13 protein-coding genes and 1 pseudogene are annotated in these 17,540 nt (G+C 71.9%); 8 read left to right on the top strand and 6 right to left on the bottom strand.

Translation table 11 applies throughout. From position 1 onward, the window contains the following. Nucleotides 1-112: 112 nt before the first annotated feature. Nucleotides 113-332 (bottom strand): annotated as a pseudogene (locus ACZ4TG_RS31045) (butanol dehydrogenase); the annotation flags it as partial. A 342-nt stretch (nucleotides 333-674) separates the two neighbouring features. Here ACZ4TG_RS31045 and ACZ4TG_RS31040 point away from each other — a divergent pair. Then, nucleotides 675-1,577, top strand: a complete 903-nt coding sequence (locus ACZ4TG_RS31040) for an alpha/beta fold hydrolase (protein ID WP_468169066.1) — start codon at nucleotides 675-677, stop codon at nucleotides 1,575-1,577. Between the two features lie 8 nt (nucleotides 1,578-1,585). Here the strand turns inward: ACZ4TG_RS31040 and ACZ4TG_RS31035 are convergent, their stop codons facing one another. Continuing rightward, on the bottom strand, nucleotides 1,586-2,836 hold the full coding sequence (locus ACZ4TG_RS31035) for a hypothetical protein (protein WP_468169063.1): 1,251 nt from the start codon (nucleotides 2,834-2,836) through the stop codon (nucleotides 1,586-1,588). Between the two features lie 260 nt (nucleotides 2,837-3,096). On the opposite strand from ACZ4TG_RS31035, the gene fxsA reads away from it, so the two are divergent. The 6 genes from fxsA to ACZ4TG_RS31005 all read left to right on the top strand — a co-directional run bounded on the left by fxsA (nucleotide 3,097) and on the right by ACZ4TG_RS31005 (nucleotide 12,970). Next, complete coding sequence (gene fxsA / locus ACZ4TG_RS31030; protein ID WP_468169060.1) at nucleotides 3,097-3,261, top strand: FxSxx-COOH cyclophane-containing RiPP peptide; 165 nt, start codon at nucleotides 3,097-3,099, stop codon at nucleotides 3,259-3,261. Between the two features lie 29 nt (nucleotides 3,262-3,290). Further along, on the top strand, nucleotides 3,291-5,555 hold the full coding sequence (fxsBH, locus tag ACZ4TG_RS31025) for a radical SAM/SPASM protein FxsBH, inactivated beta-hydroxylase extension form (protein WP_468169057.1): 2,265 nt from the start codon (nucleotides 3,291-3,293) through the stop codon (nucleotides 5,553-5,555). After that, the gene (locus ACZ4TG_RS31020; protein ID WP_468169054.1) at nucleotides 5,552-6,550 is read left to right on the top strand and encodes an AAC(3) family N-acetyltransferase; all 999 of its coding nucleotides are present in this window, start codon (nucleotides 5,552-5,554) and stop codon (nucleotides 6,548-6,550) included. Before fxsBH ends, ACZ4TG_RS31020 begins: the two co-directional genes overlap by 4 nt. 43 nt (nucleotides 6,551-6,593) lie before the next feature. Beyond that, a complete protein-coding gene (locus ACZ4TG_RS31015; protein ID WP_468169430.1) occupies nucleotides 6,594-8,021 on the top strand; it encodes a TIR-like protein FxsC in 1,428 nt (475 codons plus the stop codon). Then, entirely contained in the window at nucleotides 8,018-11,998 is a 3,981-nt protein-coding gene (fxsT, locus tag ACZ4TG_RS31010) for an FxSxx-COOH system tetratricopeptide repeat protein (protein WP_468169051.1), read from the top strand. Before ACZ4TG_RS31015 ends, fxsT begins: the two co-directional genes overlap by 4 nt. A gap of 75 nt (nucleotides 11,999-12,073) precedes the next feature. Then, nucleotides 12,074-12,970, top strand: a complete 897-nt coding sequence (locus ACZ4TG_RS31005) for a DUF4231 domain-containing protein (protein ID WP_468169048.1) — start codon at nucleotides 12,074-12,076, stop codon at nucleotides 12,968-12,970. 24 nt (nucleotides 12,971-12,994) lie between these two features. Here ACZ4TG_RS31005 and ACZ4TG_RS31000 read toward each other — a convergent pair whose 3' ends face one another. The 4 genes from ACZ4TG_RS31000 to ACZ4TG_RS30985 all read right to left on the bottom strand — a co-directional run bounded on the left by ACZ4TG_RS31000 (nucleotide 12,995) and on the right by ACZ4TG_RS30985 (nucleotide 16,795). Beyond that, nucleotides 12,995-13,474, bottom strand: coding sequence for a hypothetical protein (locus ACZ4TG_RS31000; RefSeq protein WP_468169045.1), 480 nt, complete (start codon nucleotides 13,472-13,474; stop codon nucleotides 12,995-12,997). A 92-nt stretch (nucleotides 13,475-13,566) separates the two neighbouring features. Then, nucleotides 13,567-14,427 (bottom strand): S1 family peptidase, encoded by an 861-nt coding sequence (locus ACZ4TG_RS30995; protein ID WP_468169042.1) that lies wholly within the window; start codon nucleotides 14,425-14,427, stop codon nucleotides 13,567-13,569. Nucleotides 14,428-14,592: 165 nt separating this feature from the next. Then, complete coding sequence (locus tag ACZ4TG_RS30990; RefSeq protein ID WP_468169039.1) at nucleotides 14,593-15,411, bottom strand: DUF1684 domain-containing protein; 819 nt, start codon at nucleotides 15,409-15,411, stop codon at nucleotides 14,593-14,595. Between the two features lie 79 nt (nucleotides 15,412-15,490). Then, on the bottom strand, nucleotides 15,491-16,795 hold the full coding sequence (locus ACZ4TG_RS30985) for a DUF5685 family protein (RefSeq protein ID WP_468169036.1): 1,305 nt from the start codon (nucleotides 16,793-16,795) through the stop codon (nucleotides 15,491-15,493). Between the two features lie 280 nt (nucleotides 16,796-17,075). On the opposite strand from ACZ4TG_RS30985, the gene ACZ4TG_RS30980 reads away from it, so the two are divergent. After that, nucleotides 17,076-17,537 (top strand): cell division protein SepF, encoded by a 462-nt coding sequence (locus tag ACZ4TG_RS30980; RefSeq protein ID WP_468169033.1) that lies wholly within the window; start codon nucleotides 17,076-17,078, stop codon nucleotides 17,535-17,537. Nucleotides 17,538-17,540: the final 3 nt, after the last annotated feature.

Genomic DNA, 17,540 nt, shown 5'->3' with positions numbered 1-17,540 from the left:
GCGCCCCCTCGGTGTTGCCGTAGTACGCCTGGCGCATCAGCCGCTTCATGTCGTCGATCGTCGGCATCCGCGGGTTGGCGGGGGCGCACTGGTCGGCGTAGGCGGACGAGCTTGACCGCCTGGAGGCAGAGCCCGTCGGTGTAGTCGTCGGAGTACGCGGACACGTACGCCTCGGTGGCGTGCTTCAGGGCGTCGAAGCCGGAGTCCGCGGTCACCGTGGCCGGCAGGCCCATCGGCAGGACCGGGTCGACGATGACGACGTCCGGGGTCAGCGCGTAGTCGGCGAGCGGGTACTTCCGGGCCGCGGCCGGGTCGGAGATGACGGCGAAGGGGTTCCGAGCCATCTCGTTGGCCCGCATGGCAGGACTCCTTCTTATCGTCCCGTCGTCATATCGGCGGGAGCCGAACCGCTTTCCCGATGCCTCAATTCGACACCCGAAAGCGGAAGCAGCGGCGCCGAAAAGGCCCTTTCACGGGAGGCCGAAGGGCCGTTCACCACCGCGCGCTCCGCCTGGATCACCCGCCTGACCTGGTCATATTTCGTAGGACCTTGGACCCCTGCCCGCTTGTGAAAGTTTTCACAAGAATTTCGGGGGAAGTGCGCCCTACCGCACTCCTCCCCCGAAGAGCACAATCACCCTGACCCATCGCGTCGGACGTGAAGGAGGGAACGCGTGCGCAATCAGGTGCGCACCGCGGACGGCCGCGCTCTGATGGTGGAGCGCTGGGGCGACCCGGACGGCAGACCCGTCTTCCTGCTCCACGGCACCCCCGGCAGCCGCCTGGGCCCGGCCCCCCGGGGGATGGTCCTCTACCAGCGGCGCATGCAGCTCATCGCCTACGACCGGCCCGGCTACGGCGGCTCCGACCGCCACCCGGGCCGCACCGTCGCCGACGTGGCCCAGGACGTGGCCGCGATCGCCGACTCCCTGGGTCTGGACACCTTCGCCGTCGCCGGCCGCTCCGGCGGCGCCCCCGGCGCCCTCGCCTGCGCGGCCCTGCTCCCGGAACGGGTGACCCGGACCGCGGCCCTGGTCCCGCTCGCCCCCCGGGACGCGGAGGACCTCGACTGGTTCGCCGGGATGGCCGCCTCGAACGTACGGGAGTACACCACCGCCTCGAACGACCCCGAGGAGCTGGCGGCCCGGCTGATCCCGCGCGCCGCCGGCATCCGCAAGGACCCCGGCCGGCTGCTGGACGAACTGCGCAGGGAGCTGACCGACAGCGACCGGATGATCGTCGCGGACGCCGGGCTGCGGTCGATGCTGCTGCGCAACTACCGCGAGGGGGTCCGCACCTCCGCCTACGGGTGGATCGACGACGCCATCGCCTTCAGCGGGCCCTGGGGCTTCGACCCCGCCGACATCCGCTCCCCCGTGCTGATCTGGCACGGGGAGCTCGACGTCTTCTCCCCGGTGGGCCACTCCCGCTGGCTGGCCCGCCGCATCCCGGGCGCCACGACCACCATCGACCCGGACGCCGCGCACTTCGCGGCCCTGCGCGCGCTGCCCGACGTACTCACCTGGCTCCTGCGGGAGCTGCCCGCGCCGCCCCTGGAGGAACAGCAACCGGCCTGATCAGCCGGTCAGTTGCCGCCGGTGACGGGGTGTTCCGGGTCGTAGTTGGTCAGGACGCAGCCCTCGACCTGGGACCGCTCCATCCGGTAGCCGGTCGGGGCGGAGAAGCCCGGCGTGCAGTTCAGGTAGAGGAACTGCCGCTGGTACAGGTCGAACCGGATGGCGGGGTTGTTGGTCTCCACCGCGATGTTCTCCCCGACGAGCAGCCGGCTCGCGGTGGCCTTGAGCTTGCCGTCGTCCTTGAGGTCGGCCTGCTGGGCGGCCTTCGCCTTGGTCTGGAGCTTCTTCATGTCCCCGACCGTGTCGAGCCAGTTGAGGTTGTGGGCACGCCGCTCATTGGCGGGCTGCCCGCACATCGCGCGACCCGTGAGACCCCAGTCCGAAGCGTTCCCCTTCACCACCGGGGTGTAGTCGATCGACTCGATGGCCACCGACTCCGGATCGGTGAAGAAGTTCGTGCAGTCCACGCTGGAGGACACCATCTTCCTCAGTTCGGCGAGGCTCCCGGCGCGCGCCAGACCGAGGCTGCCCTGCGCCGGCTGGCCCGGCTTCTCGCCACCGGGGTCCTGCGGGGTCTCGAGGTTCGGACTGCCGTCCCCGTCCTCGGAGTTGACGAAGTCGCTGAGGCCGCATCCCTCCACCAGCGCCTTCTCCATCTTGTAGCCCTTGGGCGCCCAGAAGCTGGGGTTGCAGTAGAGGATGCGCAGCTCGGAGCGGGCGAGCGCGAGCGCCGACTCGGTCGAGGTCGGGGTGACGACGAAGCCCTTGCCGACGAAGACCCGGCTGAACAGACCCGCGGAGCCGTCGGAGGAGGACTTGATGCTCTGCTTGTAGCCCTCCTGGAAGGCCTTCATGTCCGAGGGCACGTAGATGATGAGGTCGCCGTGCTTGGCCTTGTCGCTGCAGACGCCCCGCTCGGTCACCGACCACTTCCCGACGTTCGCGAACTCGCCGAGCGGCAGCCGCGAGTCCTTCGGATCGGCGCTGAGGCGATCGCAGTTGGTGAACTGCCGTATGTACTGCTCCGCCTTCTCCAGGCCCGAACCGGAGGATCCGGACTGGTCCGCGCCCGCCGGCGGCGCGGCTCCGGTCCTGGCCGGCCCGGACGCTCCGGCGGGCGGTGCGGGCGGGGCGGTGTCGCCTTCGCAGGCCGGGAGGGTGGCGAGGCAGGTGAGGACCGCGGTCAGGGCGAGGATCCGCTGGATGCGCATGAGGGTCTTTCGTCGGAAACGGCAGGTGACGAGGGGTGGCGTGCTCATGCTAAGCGCCGACCCCGACCATGATCAAAACTCTGCCGAGGGGGACGGGCTCCCGGGCCGAATGAAAAGGATCTTGCCCCCCGCCAAACGGCGGAATGCGGCACCCCGAGAATTGCGTCACGCTTTCCATAGAACGCTTGACCAGGCGTCATGTCTCGGTTGCCAATAGGGTGTGGACGAGTAAAGTCCACGCTTGACACCAGCGCGTCGCTGCTGTCATCCCCTTGCCCATTTCACATGGCTTCCCCAAGGACGGTGTCGTGAACACTTCCGCAACCCCTCCGACCAGCACGGTCAAGGCCCCCCGGGTGCCGCTCGACCGGATCGACGTGCGCAGCGCCTCGGCGGCGGCCGCACTCGGTCGCGTGCTGCCGACGGAATCCGGTCGCCACGTTCAGGCACCGATCTTCAACTCTGCGCTCTGACGCCGAAGTACGCGCTCTAGACTGGTGGAATGACCGGCCTGATCGCATTTCGCGAGATCGTCCTGAAGGTTCACAGCAGATGCGATCTCGCTTGTGATCATTGCTATGTCTACGAACACGCAGATCAGAGCTGGCGAGCCCGGCCCAAGGTGATCTCCCCCGAGGTGATTGCGCATACCGCGTCGCGGCTCGCCGAACATGCCCGTGACCATGCCCTCCCCTCCGTCACGGTGATTCTCCACGGAGGGGAACCCCTGTTGGCGGGCACGGCCCGACTCCGGCTCGTATGCGAGGAATTCACCCGCTCCCTCGCCGGAATCGCCGCCCTCGATCTGCGGATCCACACCAACGGGCTCCAGCTCAGCAACCGGTACCTGGACCTCTTCGCCGAATACGGCGTCCGGGTCGGCATCTCCCTCGACGGGGACCGCGCCGCCAACGACCGGCACCGCCGCTTCGCGGACGGGCGCACCAGCCACCCCCTGGTCCTGGCCGCCGTCGCACTGCTCCGTTCGGAGCCCTACCGCCACCTCTACCAGGGCCTGCTCTGCACCGTGGACGTGGCCAACGACCCCGTCGCCGTACTGGACGCCCTCGTCGAGCTGGAGCCCCCCCGGGTGGACTTCCTGCTCCCCCACGCCACCTGGGAGACCCCGCCGGTCCGCCCGGACGGCGCCCCCGACGCGTACGCCCGCTGGCTGCTGCGGGTCTTCGACCACTGGGAGCGCCGGGAACGACCCGTCCCGGTGAGGCTCTTCGAGTCCCTGCTGTCCACCCTGCGCGGCGGCCCCAGCCTGACCGAGTCCCTGGGTCTGGCGCCGACCGACCTGGTCGTCGTGGAGACCGACGGGCAGCTGGAGCAGGTCGACTCCCTCAAGACGGCCTTCGACGGCGCCGCGGCCACCGGGTTCAACGTCTTCGACCACTCGTTCGACCAGGTGGCGGCCCATCCCGGGGTCCGGGCGCGGCAGCTGGGACTGGCCGGCGTCAGCGATTCGTGCCGGCGCTGCCCCGTCGTACGTTCATGCGGAGGCGGGCTCTACGCCCACCGCTACCGGCCCGGCCCGGACACCGGCGGGAGCTTCGACAACCCCTCCGTGTACTGCGCCGACCTGCGTGAGCTGGTGGACGGGGTCGAGGCCCGGACCGCGCCCGGGGAGAGCGCCCCCGAACTCGCCGACCCGGCCGAACTCGCCCGCTCCCAGGAGGAGCTGACCCGGGTGCTGCTGGCCCGGCTGAACGCCGACCGTACGGGTGATCCCGCCTGGGACCGGGCCTGGGAGCTGCTGACCGCCGTGGAGCGGTCCGGGGACGCGGGCGCGGACGCGCTGGACGCCGTACTGGACCACCCCTTCACCCGGACGTGGGTACTGGCCGCCCTCGACGCGGAACGCGAGCGGCGCGCGGAGGGCCCCGGGGCGGCCCGGAGGCTGGCCGCACTGGCGGCCGCCGCCGTGCTGCGGGGCGGCCTGGACCTGCCGGCCGACGTGGCCTACCGGGACGGCGAGGTGTACCTGCCGACGCTGGGGCTGCTGCGGCTCGGGGAGCCGGGCACCGAGGGCCGGGCCGCGCTGCGCGCCACCGACGCGGGCTATGCCGTACGGGACGGGCGCACCGAGCACCGCTTCGGCCCGGCGGCGGGGGACGCGCGCTGGCTGCCCGTACGGACCTGGTCGCCGGGGCCGGACGCGGCCCCGGTGGCGCTGGAGGACCTGGACCCGTACCGCAACTGCTTCGCCCGCCCGCCCCGGCTGCGGCTCGGGGCGGGGGAGGCCGAGGAGTGGCGCGGCCTGCTGGACCGGGCGTGGGCCCTGCTGCACGGCACGGTCCCGGAGTTCGCGCGCGCGGCGGCCGCCGGGCTGACCACGCTGACCCCGCTGGCCGGCGGGCCCCGGGCCCACGGCTGGGGCGAGGCCGGGCGGCACGGGCCCGGAGCGCTCGGGGTGCCGTACGGCGCCGGGGTGCGGGAGACGGCCCTGGCGCTGCTGACCGGGCGGCGGCGGGCCCGGCTGCGGGCGCTGGCCGAGGTGGCCGACCTGTACGCGCTGGACGGGGAGTGGCAGCACCCCTCGCCGTGGCGGAAGCAGCCGGTCCCGGTGTCCCGGCTGCTGGCCGACGTGCACGAGCGGGTGGCGGTGGAGGCGTACCGGCGGGCGACGGCGTCCCCCGAGCCGGGCTCGGCGGACCGGATCCACCGGGCCCTGGACCGGCTGGCCGGCGCCGCCGAACTGACCACCACCGGCAAGCGCCTGGTGGAGGAGCTGCGCTGGGAGCTGAAGGCGGTCGACGCGTGAGCACCCCGGCGGCCGAGGCCTCCGCGCCCAGCGCGGTCGCCCCGCGCACTGCGGGCGCCCCGCGCGCCACGGCCTCCCCCCCTGCCACGACCTCCCCGCCTGCCGCGGCCGCCCCGCCCGCTGTGGCCGGCCCGGCGAGCCCGCCCACCGCGACCGCCCCGGCCGACCCCGACGCCCCGGCCGCCCGGTTACGCCCGGCCGCCCCCGGTACCCTCTCCCTCGCCGTGCAGCTGCGCCTGCTCGGCGTCCGCCCCCGGATGCGGCTCATGGTCCACGCCGCGCTCGGCGGCACCGGGCTGCGCGCCGAGGCGCTGCGTGACGCCCTGACCGGGGTCCTCGGCCCGCACGGCACCCTGGTGGTCCCGGCCTTCACCACGGAGAACTCGCTGACCTCCACCGCCCATCTGGCGCGGATCGCCGGGCTGGACGAGTCCGAGGTGGCCGGGTTCCGCGCCCGGATGCCGGCCTTCGATCCGGCGTCCACCCCGAGTCACGGCATGGGCGTCCTGGCCGAGGCCGTCCGTACCGCCCCCGGAGCCGCGCGCAGCGCCCACCCGCAGACCTCCTTCGCCGCTCTCGGCAAGGACGCGGAAAGGCTGTGCGAGGGCCATCGGATCGACAGCCACATGGGTGAGGAGTCGCCCCTGGGAAAGCTGTGCTGGGAGGGAGGACAGGTACTCATGATCAATGTGGGTTTTTCCGTCTGCACCGCTTTCCATCTCGCGGAGTATCGAATTCCGAAGCCCCCCTTGCGCATGTACGACTGTGTGGTGAAGGTGAACCTTCCGGGGGATCAGCACGGGCGTCAGCAGGGGGGAGAGTGGACCTCGTACGAGGATGTCGCGCTGGACGACGGCGACTTCGCCGAGATCGGCAGGACGTTCCCCGATTCGCAGCTGCGCAGGGGCCGGGTGGGAGGGGTACCGGCCATGCTCTTCTCGATTCCTGATGCCGTCGACCACGCCCTCGACTGGATGACCGAAAACAGACGCTGATTGACTGAACGATGAGGGGATGTGGCGAAGCAGCTCCGGAATGATGTTTCTTCGCTCGCATCTTCGGGACGGGGGTCGTGTGCCCGCATCAGTGCAGCCGTACTTTTTTCTCAGTTATGCGCATACACCGAGATTCGGGGCCGGGGGGCCCGACCCGGACATGTGGGTCGAGCGCCTCTTCCGTGATCTCTGCAACCACGTCATGGCGCTGACTGATCTGCCCGCCGGATCCGAGGCGGGCTTCATGGACCGGGAGATACGCAGCGGCGAGGGCTGGTCGGAACGGCTCGGGGCGGCACTCGCCACCTGCCGGGTCTTCGTCCCGCTGTTCTCGCCGCGGTACTTCGCCAGCGAGATGTGCGGGAAGGAGTGGTTCGCCTTCGCGCAGCGCGCCATCCAGCAGGGAGCGGTGAGCAACCAGCCCGCCGAGGCCATCGTGCCGGCCCTGTGGGTGCCGGTCCCGCCCTCCCAGCTTCCCGGTCCCGCGGAACGGTTGCAGTTCAACCACAACACCTTCGGCGAGCGCTACGTCACGGACGGGCTGTACGGCCTGATCAAGCTCCGCGGGTACGCCGAGCAGTACGAGCGGGCCGTGTACGAGCTCGCCAAGCGCATCGTGCGGGTCGCGGAGACCGTCCGCCTCGACCCGATCCGGCCGGTGGACTACCGGGTGGTGCCCAGCGCCTTCGGCAGTACCGGCAGCCCGGCCCGCTCCCTGCACGTGACGGTGGCGGCCGCCTCCCGGCACGATCTGCCGGAGGGCCGCAGCCCCGAGTACTACGGCGACAGCGCGCTGGACTGGAATCCGTACCATCCGGCCTCCCAGCGGCCCATCGCCCTGGTGGCCGAGGACCTGGTCCGCAATCTCAACTACCAGACCAGCCTCGGCTCCTTCGACGACGAGGCCGGGCACTTCGACAGCAAACAGCCGCCGACCCGGCCGGAGATCCTGATCGTCGACCGCTGGGCGGTGGAGGACGAGCAGCGCCGCCAGCGCCTCGCCGCCTTCGACCAGGAGTCCCGGCCGTGGATCAACGTGGTCGTGCCCTGGAACCGGTACGACCACCAGAGCCGGGCCAAGGAGAACGAGCTGGCGCACCGGCTGGAGGACACCATGCCCGTCAAGATGAGCCAGGGCCGGGCCGCCTGCCGGGCCGCCGCGAACGGCGTGGCCAACATGGAGACGCTCGGGCAGATCCTGCCCCAGGTGGTGGAGGCCGCCGCCCAGCAGTTCCTCAGACATGCGCAGGTGTACCCGCCGGCGGGCGGCACCCACACCGAACGGCCCCGGCTGCTGGGGCCGATGGGGATGAACGGGCCGCCCGCACCACTGCCGCCGCGCGCACCCTTCCCGCCCGACAGCGAACGCCGCGAAGGAGACAGCCGCGACGACGGCCGCGACAGCGACGACGGGCCCCGCGGCCGGAGCGCCACCGACGACAACGACACAGACCCGGGGGGACGCGGATGACAGCGAGTCGTGACAGCCGTGACGGACACATCGTCACCTTCTATTCGTACAAGGGCGGCACCGGCCGCACCATGGCGCTCGCCAACACCGCCTGGATCCTCGCGGCCAACGGCAAGCGCGTCCTCGCCGTGGACTGGGACCTGGAGGCCCCGGGCCTGCACCGCTTCTTCCACCCCTTCCTGGACCCCTCCACCCTCGGGGCCACCACCGGGGTGATCGACCTCATCAGCGAGTACGCCTGGGCGGCCACCAGTCCCGTGCAGCGCGCCGACGACTGGCACAAGGACTACGCGCGGATCCAGCCGCACGCCGTCTCGCTCACACCGGAGACCCTGGGCTGGGAGTTCCCGGACGGCGGCACCCTCGACTTCGTCTCGGCGGGCCGGCAGAACCGCGAGTACTCCGCGACCGTCTCCACCTTCGACTGGGACAACTTCTACGACCGGCTCGGCGGCGGCCTCTTCTTCGACGCCTTACGGGCCGACATGAAGAAGAACTACGACTACGTGCTGATCGACAGCCGGACCGGCCTGTCCGACATCGCGGACATCTGCACGGTGCACCTGCCGGACGTCCTGGTCGACTGCTTCACCCTCTCCGACCAGTCCATCGACGGCGCCGCCTCCGTGGCCCGGCAGATCGACGAGCGGTTCAACGACCGCGGCATCAAGATCTACCCGGTCCCGATGCGCATCGACGAGGGCGAGAAGGAGAAGGCCGACGCCGGCCGGGCGCTGGCCCGGATCAGGTTCGACCGCTTCCCCAACGGCCTCGTCGGGGACGAACTCACCTCCTACTGGGGCGCGGTGGAGATCCCGTACCGGCCCTACTACGCCTACGAGGAGACGCTGGCCACCTTCGGCGACGAGGCCGGTCTCACCAACTCCCTGCTCTCCGCCTTCGAGCGGCTGACCGCCGTGGTCACCGAGGGCGAGATCAGCTCCATGCCGGCCATCGCGGAGGACGTCCGGATGCGGATCCGGGACGCCTTCACCCGGCGCCGTCCGGCCCTGCCCGCCGACCTGTTCCTCTCGTACGTCGCCGAGAACCGGATGTGGGCCGACTGGATCGAGTCGGTCCTCACCCGGGCCGGCTTCCGGGTGGTGCCCAAGGACGTCTCCGCGGAGAGCGCCCCGGGCGCATCGGGCGCCGGGGACACCATCGGCGGGTCCGGCATCAGCATCGACAACGCCGCCCGGACCGTGGTGCTGCTCTCCAGCGCCTACCTCAAGTCCGCCCGGGCCGTCGACGTCTGGAACCGGGCCGCCGCCGAGGACCCGACCGGGGGCAGGCGCCAGCTGGTGCCGCTGCGCGTGGGCGACGTACGCCTCGCCACCCCCTACATCGACCGCAACCCGGTGGACCTGTTCCGGCTCGACGAGGTGCACGCCACCACCGCCCTGCTGCGCGCGGTGGAGCGGCCGATGGCCCTGCCGGACTCGGTCAACAGCGCCACCCAGCCCGGCCCCCGGTTCCCGGGGACGGTCCCGAAGATCTGGAACGCGCCGCCGCGCAACCCCGGCTTCACCGGCCGCAGCATCGTGCTGGAGCGGATGCGCGACCAGCTCGGCGGCGGCATGGCCGTGGTGCTGCCGCAGCCGCAGACCCTGTACGGGCTCGGTGGGGTGGGCAAGACGCAGGTGGCGCTGGAGTACGTGCACCGGTTCATGGCCGACTACGACCTGGTCTGGTGGATCTCCTCGGAGCAGACCGACGACGTGGTCGCGGCCCTCGCGGAGCTGGCGGTACGGCTCGGCGCCCAGACCGGCGAGGACATGTCGGCGGCCTCCCAGGAGGCGATCGACCTGCTGCGGCGCGGGGTGCCGACCTCGCGCTGGCTGCTGGTCTTCGACAACGCCGACGATCCCGAGACGCTCAAGCGGTTCTTCCCGCCGGGCGGCCCGGGGCACGTCCTGGTGACCTCGCGCAACCAGTCCTGGTCGCAGTACGGGGACGCGCTCCCGGTGGACGTGTTCCTGCGCGAGGAGTCCATCGAGCACCTCCAGCGGCGGGCCCCCGGGCTGACCAAGGACGACGCCGAGCAGGTGGCCGTGGCGGTGGGCGACCTGCCCCTGGCCGTCGAGCAGGCCGGGGCCTGGATCGCGGAGACGGCGACGCCGGTGTCCGCGTACCTGGAGCAGCTGGCCGAGCAGGCCGCCCGGGTGCTGGGGCTGAACCAGCCCCCCGGCTATCCGGAGCCGGTGGCCGCCACCTGGAACGTGTCCATCGAGCGGCTCCAGTCCCGCTCGCCCGCGGCGGTGCGGCTGCTCCAGCTGTGCGCCTTCTTCGCGCCGGAGCCGATCTCGGCGAACCTCCTCTACAGCAAGGAGATGATCAACGCGCTCAAGCCGTACGACTCCTCGCTCCAGGAGAAGCTGATGCTGGGCCGGGTGATCCGGGAGATCGGCCGCTTCGCGATGGCCAAGGTCGACCAGGTCGGCAACAGCATCCAGGTGCACCGGCTGGTCCAGGCCGTGATCCGCGCGCAGCTGTCGGAGGAGGAGCAGCGCGAGGCCCGGCACGCCGTGCACCGGATCCTCGCCGGGGCCCGCCCGGACGACGACGAGCCGATAGACAACCCGGAGACCTGGCCGCGGTTCAACACCATCTGGCCGCACCTGACCCCCTCCGAGGCCCGTAACTGCAAGGAGCCGGAGACCCGCCGGCTCCTGATCGACCGGGTCCGCTACCTGTGGAAGCGCGGTGACTTCAAGGCCGCGTACCAGCTGGGCGAGGAGCTGCGGGAGATCTGGAAGGACACCCTCGGCAACGACGACCTGCAGTACCTGTACCTGCGCTTCCACCTGTCGAACATCCTGCGCTCGCAGGGCCGGTTCGTGGAGGCGAAGGAGCTGGGCGAGGTCACGCTGGAACGGCAGCGGACGGTGCTGGGCCCCTCGCACCCGCACACGTACATGACCACCAGCGGACTGGCGATGGACCTGGGCGCGCTGGGCCGGTACGCGGAGGCGATGGAGCTGGCGACGGCCGCCCACGAGGGATTCAGCCAGATATTCCACGAGGCGCACCCCCGCACCCTGGCAGCGGCGAACAACCTGGCGCTGAACCTGCGCATGGTCGGCCAGTACGCCCGGGCGCGGGAGATCGACCAGGAGGTCTTCGACCGGCGCACCGAGGTGCTGGGCACGGACCACCCGTACACCCTGTCCTCGGCCCAGAACCTGGCCCGCGACCTGCGCGAGGTGGGGCGCTACGACGATTCGGTGCAGCTGCTGGCCCGGACGTACGAGATCTACAAGCGGACGCTGGGCCGGGCCTTCCCGGGCACCCTGTCGGCCGCGAAGAACCTGGCGGTCTCGCTGCGCAGGGCGGGGGAGCTGGAGGACGCGCTGCGGCTGACGACCGCGACCCGCAACCGCTACCGGGCCAAGTACACCTCGGTCAACCCCGACCTGCTGGCCTGTGAACTGAACCTGGCCTCCGACCTGTTCGCGACCGGTGATCCGGGCGCGGCGAGGGACCTGGCCCAGGAGGTGGTGGACGAGTTCATGAAGGTGCCGGGCGAGCGGCACCCGTACACGCTGGCCGCGGTCAACAACCTCGCGGTGTTCCACTGGGGCACGGGCGCGGCGGAGACCGCGGAGCCGATGCTGCGGCAGACGATCCGGCACATGCGCGAGGTGCTGGGCGACAATCACCCGCACACCATCTTCGCCAACCTGAACCTGGCCAACACCCGGGCGGACCTGGGTGATCCGGAGGGCGCGCTGGAACTTGAGCGGCTGGCGGTGATGCGGCTGCGCGAGGCCCTCGGGGTGCACCATCCGGAGACCCTGGCGAGCGCCTCCAACATGGCGGTGAGCCTGGACATGATGGGCCGCAAGGAGGAGGCGGCCCGGGTACGGGCGGAGGCGGTGGCCGAGCTGACGCGGCTGCTCGGCGAGGACCACGGCCTGACCCGCTACGCCCGCGACGAACGGCGGGTCCACCGCGACCTGGAGCCGCTCGCCGTGTGATCCGACGGGGGCGGCCCCGGACCGGGGCCGCCCCCGACCGAGCAGCAGACTGGGGGGTTCGCTGTGACCGACAGCATGACCTTTCGAAACGAGGACCTGCCGGCCCTCTTCCACCACACCGACCAGGCGGCGATCTCCCGGCAGCGGGAGTCCACCCAGGCCACGCGCGCCCAGCTGATGCTGCTCGTCGCGGCCGCGGCAGCCGCCGCCCTGCCTTCGGGGCCCGCCCTGGGCTCGCTGCACCTGTTCGGGGCGCTGAGCGCGCTGGCGTACGCCGGGGTGCTGGCGGTGGGCGTCCGGGCGACCCGGCGCCGGGCCCGTCCGCAGTGGCAGCTCAACCGCAGTGCGGCGGAGTTCATCAAGTCCCTGGCCTGGCGGTACGCCGTGCACGGGGCGCCCTTCGGCTCCACCGACGGCGGCCCGGAGGCCGCGTACCGGGAGCGGCTGGAGAAGGGGCTGGACGAGCTCCGCAAGATGGGCTGGGAGGATCCGCGGACCTCGGGCCTGGTGCCGGAGGGCGGGGAGATCACGGGGGCGATGCACCGGCTGCGCGGTCTCGGCTACCACGTCCGCAGGGAGACGTACGTCCGGGACCGGCTGATCGAGCAGCGCAACTGGTACCAGCGCAAGACGGAGGTGTCCCGGCGGGCGACGGCGCTGTGGTCGTGGACGATCGTGCTGCTGACCTGCCTGGCCCTGCTGTTCGCCCTGCTGGGGGCGTTCGGTTCGGGTCCGGGGTCGAAGCTGACCGGGCTGCTGAGCGCGGCCGCGGCGGCCGGGATCGCCTGGAACGAGGTGCGCAGGCACCATCCGCTGATCGAGGCGCACACCCTGATCGAGCAGGACCTGTCGGCGATGATGGTGGTGATGCAGACGACGATCACCGAGTCCCAGTGGCCGTCCGCGGTCTACGAGACGGAGCGGTACGTGTCTCCGCAGCACACCGACTGGCTGGCCCGGCACAGCAGTTGACGAGGGGCCGGGTGGGGGTGTGGCTCAGTCCCGGGTCACGCCCTCGCGCCAGATGACGACGACGGGTTTGCCGAGCGCCCGCGCGTAGGCGACGATCTCGGCGGTGCCGCCGTGCCCGCGGGCCGGCAGGCCGTCCCAGACCGCGACGAGCCGGTCGCAGGAGTCGGCGATGAAGGTGCCGGCCGCGTAGTAGGCCTCGTCCGTGGAGCGGGCGAAGTCCATCCGGACCTCCTGGGTGGCCCGGCGTTTGAGCCGCCGGTAGCGGGCCAGGGACTCGGCGTCCTCGAAGGCGTCCTCGTAGTCCCCGCTGGGGATCACCACCGTGAGGTCGGCGCCGCATTCCAGGGCGATGTCGGCGAACAGCTGGTCCGCTCCTTCGGCGAGGCTGGAGAAGGCCTCCAACGGCCCCTCGTGGCCGTCCAGCACGTTCCGCAGGCCGTCCGTCACGTGGTCGAGGACCTCGATGGGAATCGACCGGTGTCCGGTCACGCCGATACGTTTCATGCGGAAACCTGTCTCCCCCCGCGGACACGGACGCCCTGGACATCCTCCCAGAAGGCGGGAGGACGTCCAGGGGTGCGACGGGGGCGCGTGGGTCAGTACACGCTGACGCCGTAGGCGCCCAGGGCCTCGACGACGGGCTGGAAGAAGGTCGTTCCGCCCGAGGAGCAGTTGCCGCTGCCTCCGGAGGTGAGGCCGACGGCGCGGCTGCCGGAGTAGAGCGGGCCGCCGCTGTCGCCGGGCTCGGCGCAGACGTTGGTTCGGATCATGCCGTAGACGACGTCGCCGTTCCCGTAGTTGACGGTGGCGTTGAGGCCGGTCACGGTGCCGCCGTGGATGCCGGTGGTGGAGCCGCGCCGGGTGACGGACATGCCGTTGGTGGCGTTGACGGCGCTGGTGATGTCCTGGCTGCCGACGGTGCCGGGCGGCACGGGCGAGTTGCTGGCGTACTTGATCAGGCCGTAGTCGTTGGTCGGGAAGCTGGAGCCGGTCGTGGTTCCGATGACGGTGGTGTGGGAGGAGTTGGTCCACCAGGTGCCCGCGCCGTCGGTGCAGTGCCCGGCGGTGAGGACGTAGTAGTTGCTGCCGCTGCGGACGTTGAAGCCGAGCGAGCAGCGCCAGCTGCTGGCGTAGATGGCGTCGCCGCCCGAGAGCAGTTTGGTCAGCTTGCCGGGGGTGCGCTCGATGCGCAGGGCCGCGGCGTCGGCGCCGGCCTCGCGGCGGATTCTCGCGATGTCCGCTGCCGTGACCGTGGAGTCGGCGGTCACCACGAGGGTGCCGCTGGCCGGGTCGGTGTGCCAGGCGGTGCCGGCCACGTCGGCGCGCAGGACCGAGGCCCCGGCCGAGGCGAGGCGGGCCGCGCCGAAGCCGGTGTCGGCGGTGGCGGTGGCGGGCGCGGCGAACGCGGCCACGGCGGCCAGGCCGGTGGCCGCCGCGAGCAGCTTGATGCGGGTCATGCTCTGGATCCTCACTGACTCGTCCTCCCGGAGGGGATCGGGGGCCCGGCTGAGGTGGGGGTGCCGGAACCCTGGAGCGGGGCGGCCGGGAGCACGGCGGGCGCATGCCCGTTCGCCGTGCCCCTGACAAGCCCCGTGAGAGACGCTGACGGGAGTGTCCTGGCGTCAGATTCCGGCGGCAAGGGCTGCTTTCAGCCTCCGCTCACCCACCGGTACCTCGAACGGGAGGGTGTTCCCCGGGGGCGGGAACGGACAGATGAAGTGGTCCGCGAAGGCGCACGGCGGCAGCAGGGCCCTGTTCAGGTCCACGGTGATCGAGCCGTCCTCGGCGGGGGCGCCCGGCTTGAGGAAACGGAACCGGTAGCTGGACGTGCCGCCGGTGGCATCGCCGAAGACGGCCCAGAGGCTGCCGTCCTCCTCGTCCACGGCCACCTGGAGGGTCTGCTCCGCTCCCCGGTAGGCGAAACTCAGCTCCCCGCCGAGGCCGAGCCCGCGGGCCCGCCCGTCGGCGTTCTCCACCTGGACCGTCCGGTCCTCCCCGTACGGGGAGAAGCGCCCCGGGAGGACGAAGTCCGGGTCGTAGGGGCCGGCCTCGATGCCGGTGAAGGCGCGCCGCGCCGCGGAGGCGGGGTCGAAGACGCGTACCGCCCACTCCCCCTCCCGCCGGATCACGACGATCCGTACGTCCCCGGCGGCGATCCGGGAGCGGGAGGGCGGCGCCTCGTCGGCGGCGAGCAGGGCGTCACCGGCGAAGGGCTCGCCGTCGAGGCGCATGCCGTCCTCGGGAGCGGCGCGCAGCGCGACTGCGGCGCCGGTGGCGCGCCACTGCCCCGGAACGGCCGGAATTCGACCTTCCGGGTAGTCGGCGAGCCAGTGCGTACCGGTCAGCGCGAGTGGCCCGTAGGGCGCGGCCACGGCGGCCAGCCGATGCTCGTGCCAGTGCCGCCAGGCGGTCTTGGGGTCGTCAGCGTCGTCATCCTTCATGCCGCTCAACCCTTCCACGCCAAACCGGACGGGAACCTCGCGGTACGCCGTCCGGGGCCGCGTCGTACGTGACGGGCGGTCAGCAGCCGTCGCAGGGACAGCAGCAGCAGTCTCCGCAGCCACAGTCGCAGCCGCCGCAGTCACAGTTGCCGCAGTCGCAGTCGTCGCACCACGCGTCCCGCTTCTTCCGGGACCACGGACCCTCGTGCTCGGTGCAGCAGAGCTGGCAGGTGCAGAAAAGCCCGACGGCCACCGCGCAGCCCGCGAGCAGTCCGCGGCGCGGCTTCTGCGGGGGCAGCCCGCCGCCACCGCCTCCGCCTCCGCCGCCCGGACCGCCCGGTCCCATCGGCGGTGGCATCCCGGGCCCGCCGGGGGCGTACGGGGTGCCGGGGGCGTACGGATTGCCGCTGCCGTACGGTCCGCCGCTGCCGTACGGTCCGGCCGCGCCCGGGGCCTGGTAGCCCTGCGGCGCCGCGCCGAAGCCCCCGCCGGAGTTCGTGGCGACATGGCCGCTCCCGTGCCCGCAGGCGGAGGTCCCGAAGGCCCGGTCCACCGAGGTGCGCAGCTCGTGCACCAGCAGCCGGTGGGCGAGGCCCGCGTCCGCGAACTCCACCTCGCGCAGCGCGAGCCGGATGCCCTGGAGGGCGTCGTCGCACAGCCTCCGGGCCTCGGTGAGGGAGGTCCCGGTGGCGGTGAGGGGGTTCCAGGCGCCCGAGGCGGCGTCGGCGTCCTGATCCTCCACCGCGTCCAGCAGGTGCGCGAGCCGGCCGAAGTACCGGCCGGCCTCGGCGAGCGCGGCGGTGTTGCCTGGCCGTCCCGCCAGGATCGCGGTATGCGCGAAGGCGGCCGCGGTCGCCGTCTCCGTCGGCTCGGTCACCACCAGCACGGGCGTGCCGATCCCGGCCAGCGTCTCGATGCCGCCCTGCCGGTCCACGGCGTCCACGAGCACCGCCGTGTCGAAGCCGAGGGAGGCCCCGGTGCGGGCGCCGGCCCGGTCCCATCCCCGGGCCACCTTGCGCGCGGCGGCGGCGATCGGGGCCCGGGCCAACAGCCCGTCCCGGTCGGCCACGTGGTCCCGTACCTTCGCGGAGGCCAGGACGAGGGAGACGGCGGCGGCGAGCCGGGCGCCCTCGCCGTTGGCCACGGCGGCGGTGCGCATCCCGCGCAGCGGGCAGGGGCCGGCGGTGCGCCGGGCGCCCGGCGCGGGACCCGACTGAGCCTCCGTCAGAACGGAGACCAGCAGCCCGTCATAGTTGGTAACGATCCGGGCGAATTGTCCGTGGTCACCGCGAAGTGCCAGGCACAGGCCGCAGAGATGGGCCATCCACTCGGCCTTGAACCGCTCTCCCAGCCGGTGCGTGCAAGGTCTGACGATGCCGAACAATCTGCTCCCCCGTGTGGTGCGCCTGCTTGACGGGCATCGTATCGAGCCCGGTCGTTCACCCGTACGCCCCCGCTGCTCACCCGGACGGAAGCGCCGGTCGTATTTTCACTCAGTCAGCAGCGGTAGCCGTCTGGATCCTTGACCGTGCAACGGATGTTCTGCACCAGTACCGTCACGAAAGCCCTGCGCGCCGACTATCCACTTGGCGCGTTGTCAGCATCATGGACGACCATAGGGGCAGCGGAGAGAAGACAACTGACCGCGGTGAAAGGAGGCGTCCATGGGTTCGGTGCGCAAGGCGAGTGCCTGGTTGGGTCTCGTGGAAGACAGCGACGACGAGCGGTACTACGACGACGACTACGCGGAGGCGGTGGAGCGCCAGCAGGGCGGCTCCGTCTCGGGCCCCGGCGACCAGTGGGTCACCGACCCCCGGGTCAAGGTGGCCTCGGAGTCCGCGGTCGAGCAGGGCCGGCGGATCGCGACCGTGACCCCGGACGGCTTCCGTGACGCCCGCGGCATCGGCGAACTCTTCCGCGAGGGCGTCCCCGTCATCGTGAACCTGTCGTCGATGGACCCGGGCGACGCGAAGCGCGTCGTCGACTTCGCGGCCGGGCTGACCTTCGGGCTGCGCGGCTCGATCGAGCGGGTGGCGACCAGGGTCTTCCTGCTGACCCCGGCCGACACCCAGATCGTCAACGGCGAGCCCGGCGGGCGCTCGCGCGACTTCTTCAACCAGAGCTGAGCA

The sequence above is a fragment of the Streptomyces sp. NPDC028314 genome, assembly GCF_055565795.1.
The sequence above is the reverse complement of the archived record's forward strand: the minus strand, read 5'-3'. Positions and strand labels throughout refer to the sequence as shown.

What these genes read in the sequence shown, in the direction of transcription:
- ACZ4TG_RS31035 (WP_468169063.1), bottom strand. Translation starts at nt 2,836, where the DNA reads ATGAGCACGCCACCCCTCGTCACCTGCCGTTTCCGACGAAAGACCCTC.
- fxsBH (WP_468169057.1), top strand. Translation starts at nt 3,291, where the DNA reads ATGACCGGCCTGATCGCATTTCGCGAGATCGTCCTGAAGGTTCACAGC.
- ACZ4TG_RS31015 (WP_468169430.1), top strand. Translation starts at nt 6,594, where the DNA reads ATGTTTCTTCGCTCGCATCTTCGGGACGGGGGTCGTGTGCCCGCATCA.
- fxsT (WP_468169051.1), top strand. Translation starts at nt 8,018, where the DNA reads ATGACAGCGAGTCGTGACAGCCGTGACGGACACATCGTCACCTTCTAT.
- ACZ4TG_RS31005 (WP_468169048.1), top strand. Translation starts at nt 12,074, where the DNA reads ATGACCTTTCGAAACGAGGACCTGCCGGCCCTCTTCCACCACACCGAC.
- ACZ4TG_RS31000 (WP_468169045.1), bottom strand. Translation starts at nt 13,474, where the DNA reads ATGAAACGTATCGGCGTGACCGGACACCGGTCGATTCCCATCGAGGTC.
- ACZ4TG_RS30995 (WP_468169042.1), bottom strand. Translation starts at nt 14,427, where the DNA reads ATGACCCGCATCAAGCTGCTCGCGGCGGCCACCGGCCTGGCCGCCGTG.
- ACZ4TG_RS30990 (WP_468169039.1), bottom strand. Translation starts at nt 15,411, where the DNA reads ATGAAGGATGACGACGCTGACGACCCCAAGACCGCCTGGCGGCACTGG.
- ACZ4TG_RS30980 (WP_468169033.1), top strand. Translation starts at nt 17,076, where the DNA reads ATGGGTTCGGTGCGCAAGGCGAGTGCCTGGTTGGGTCTCGTGGAAGAC.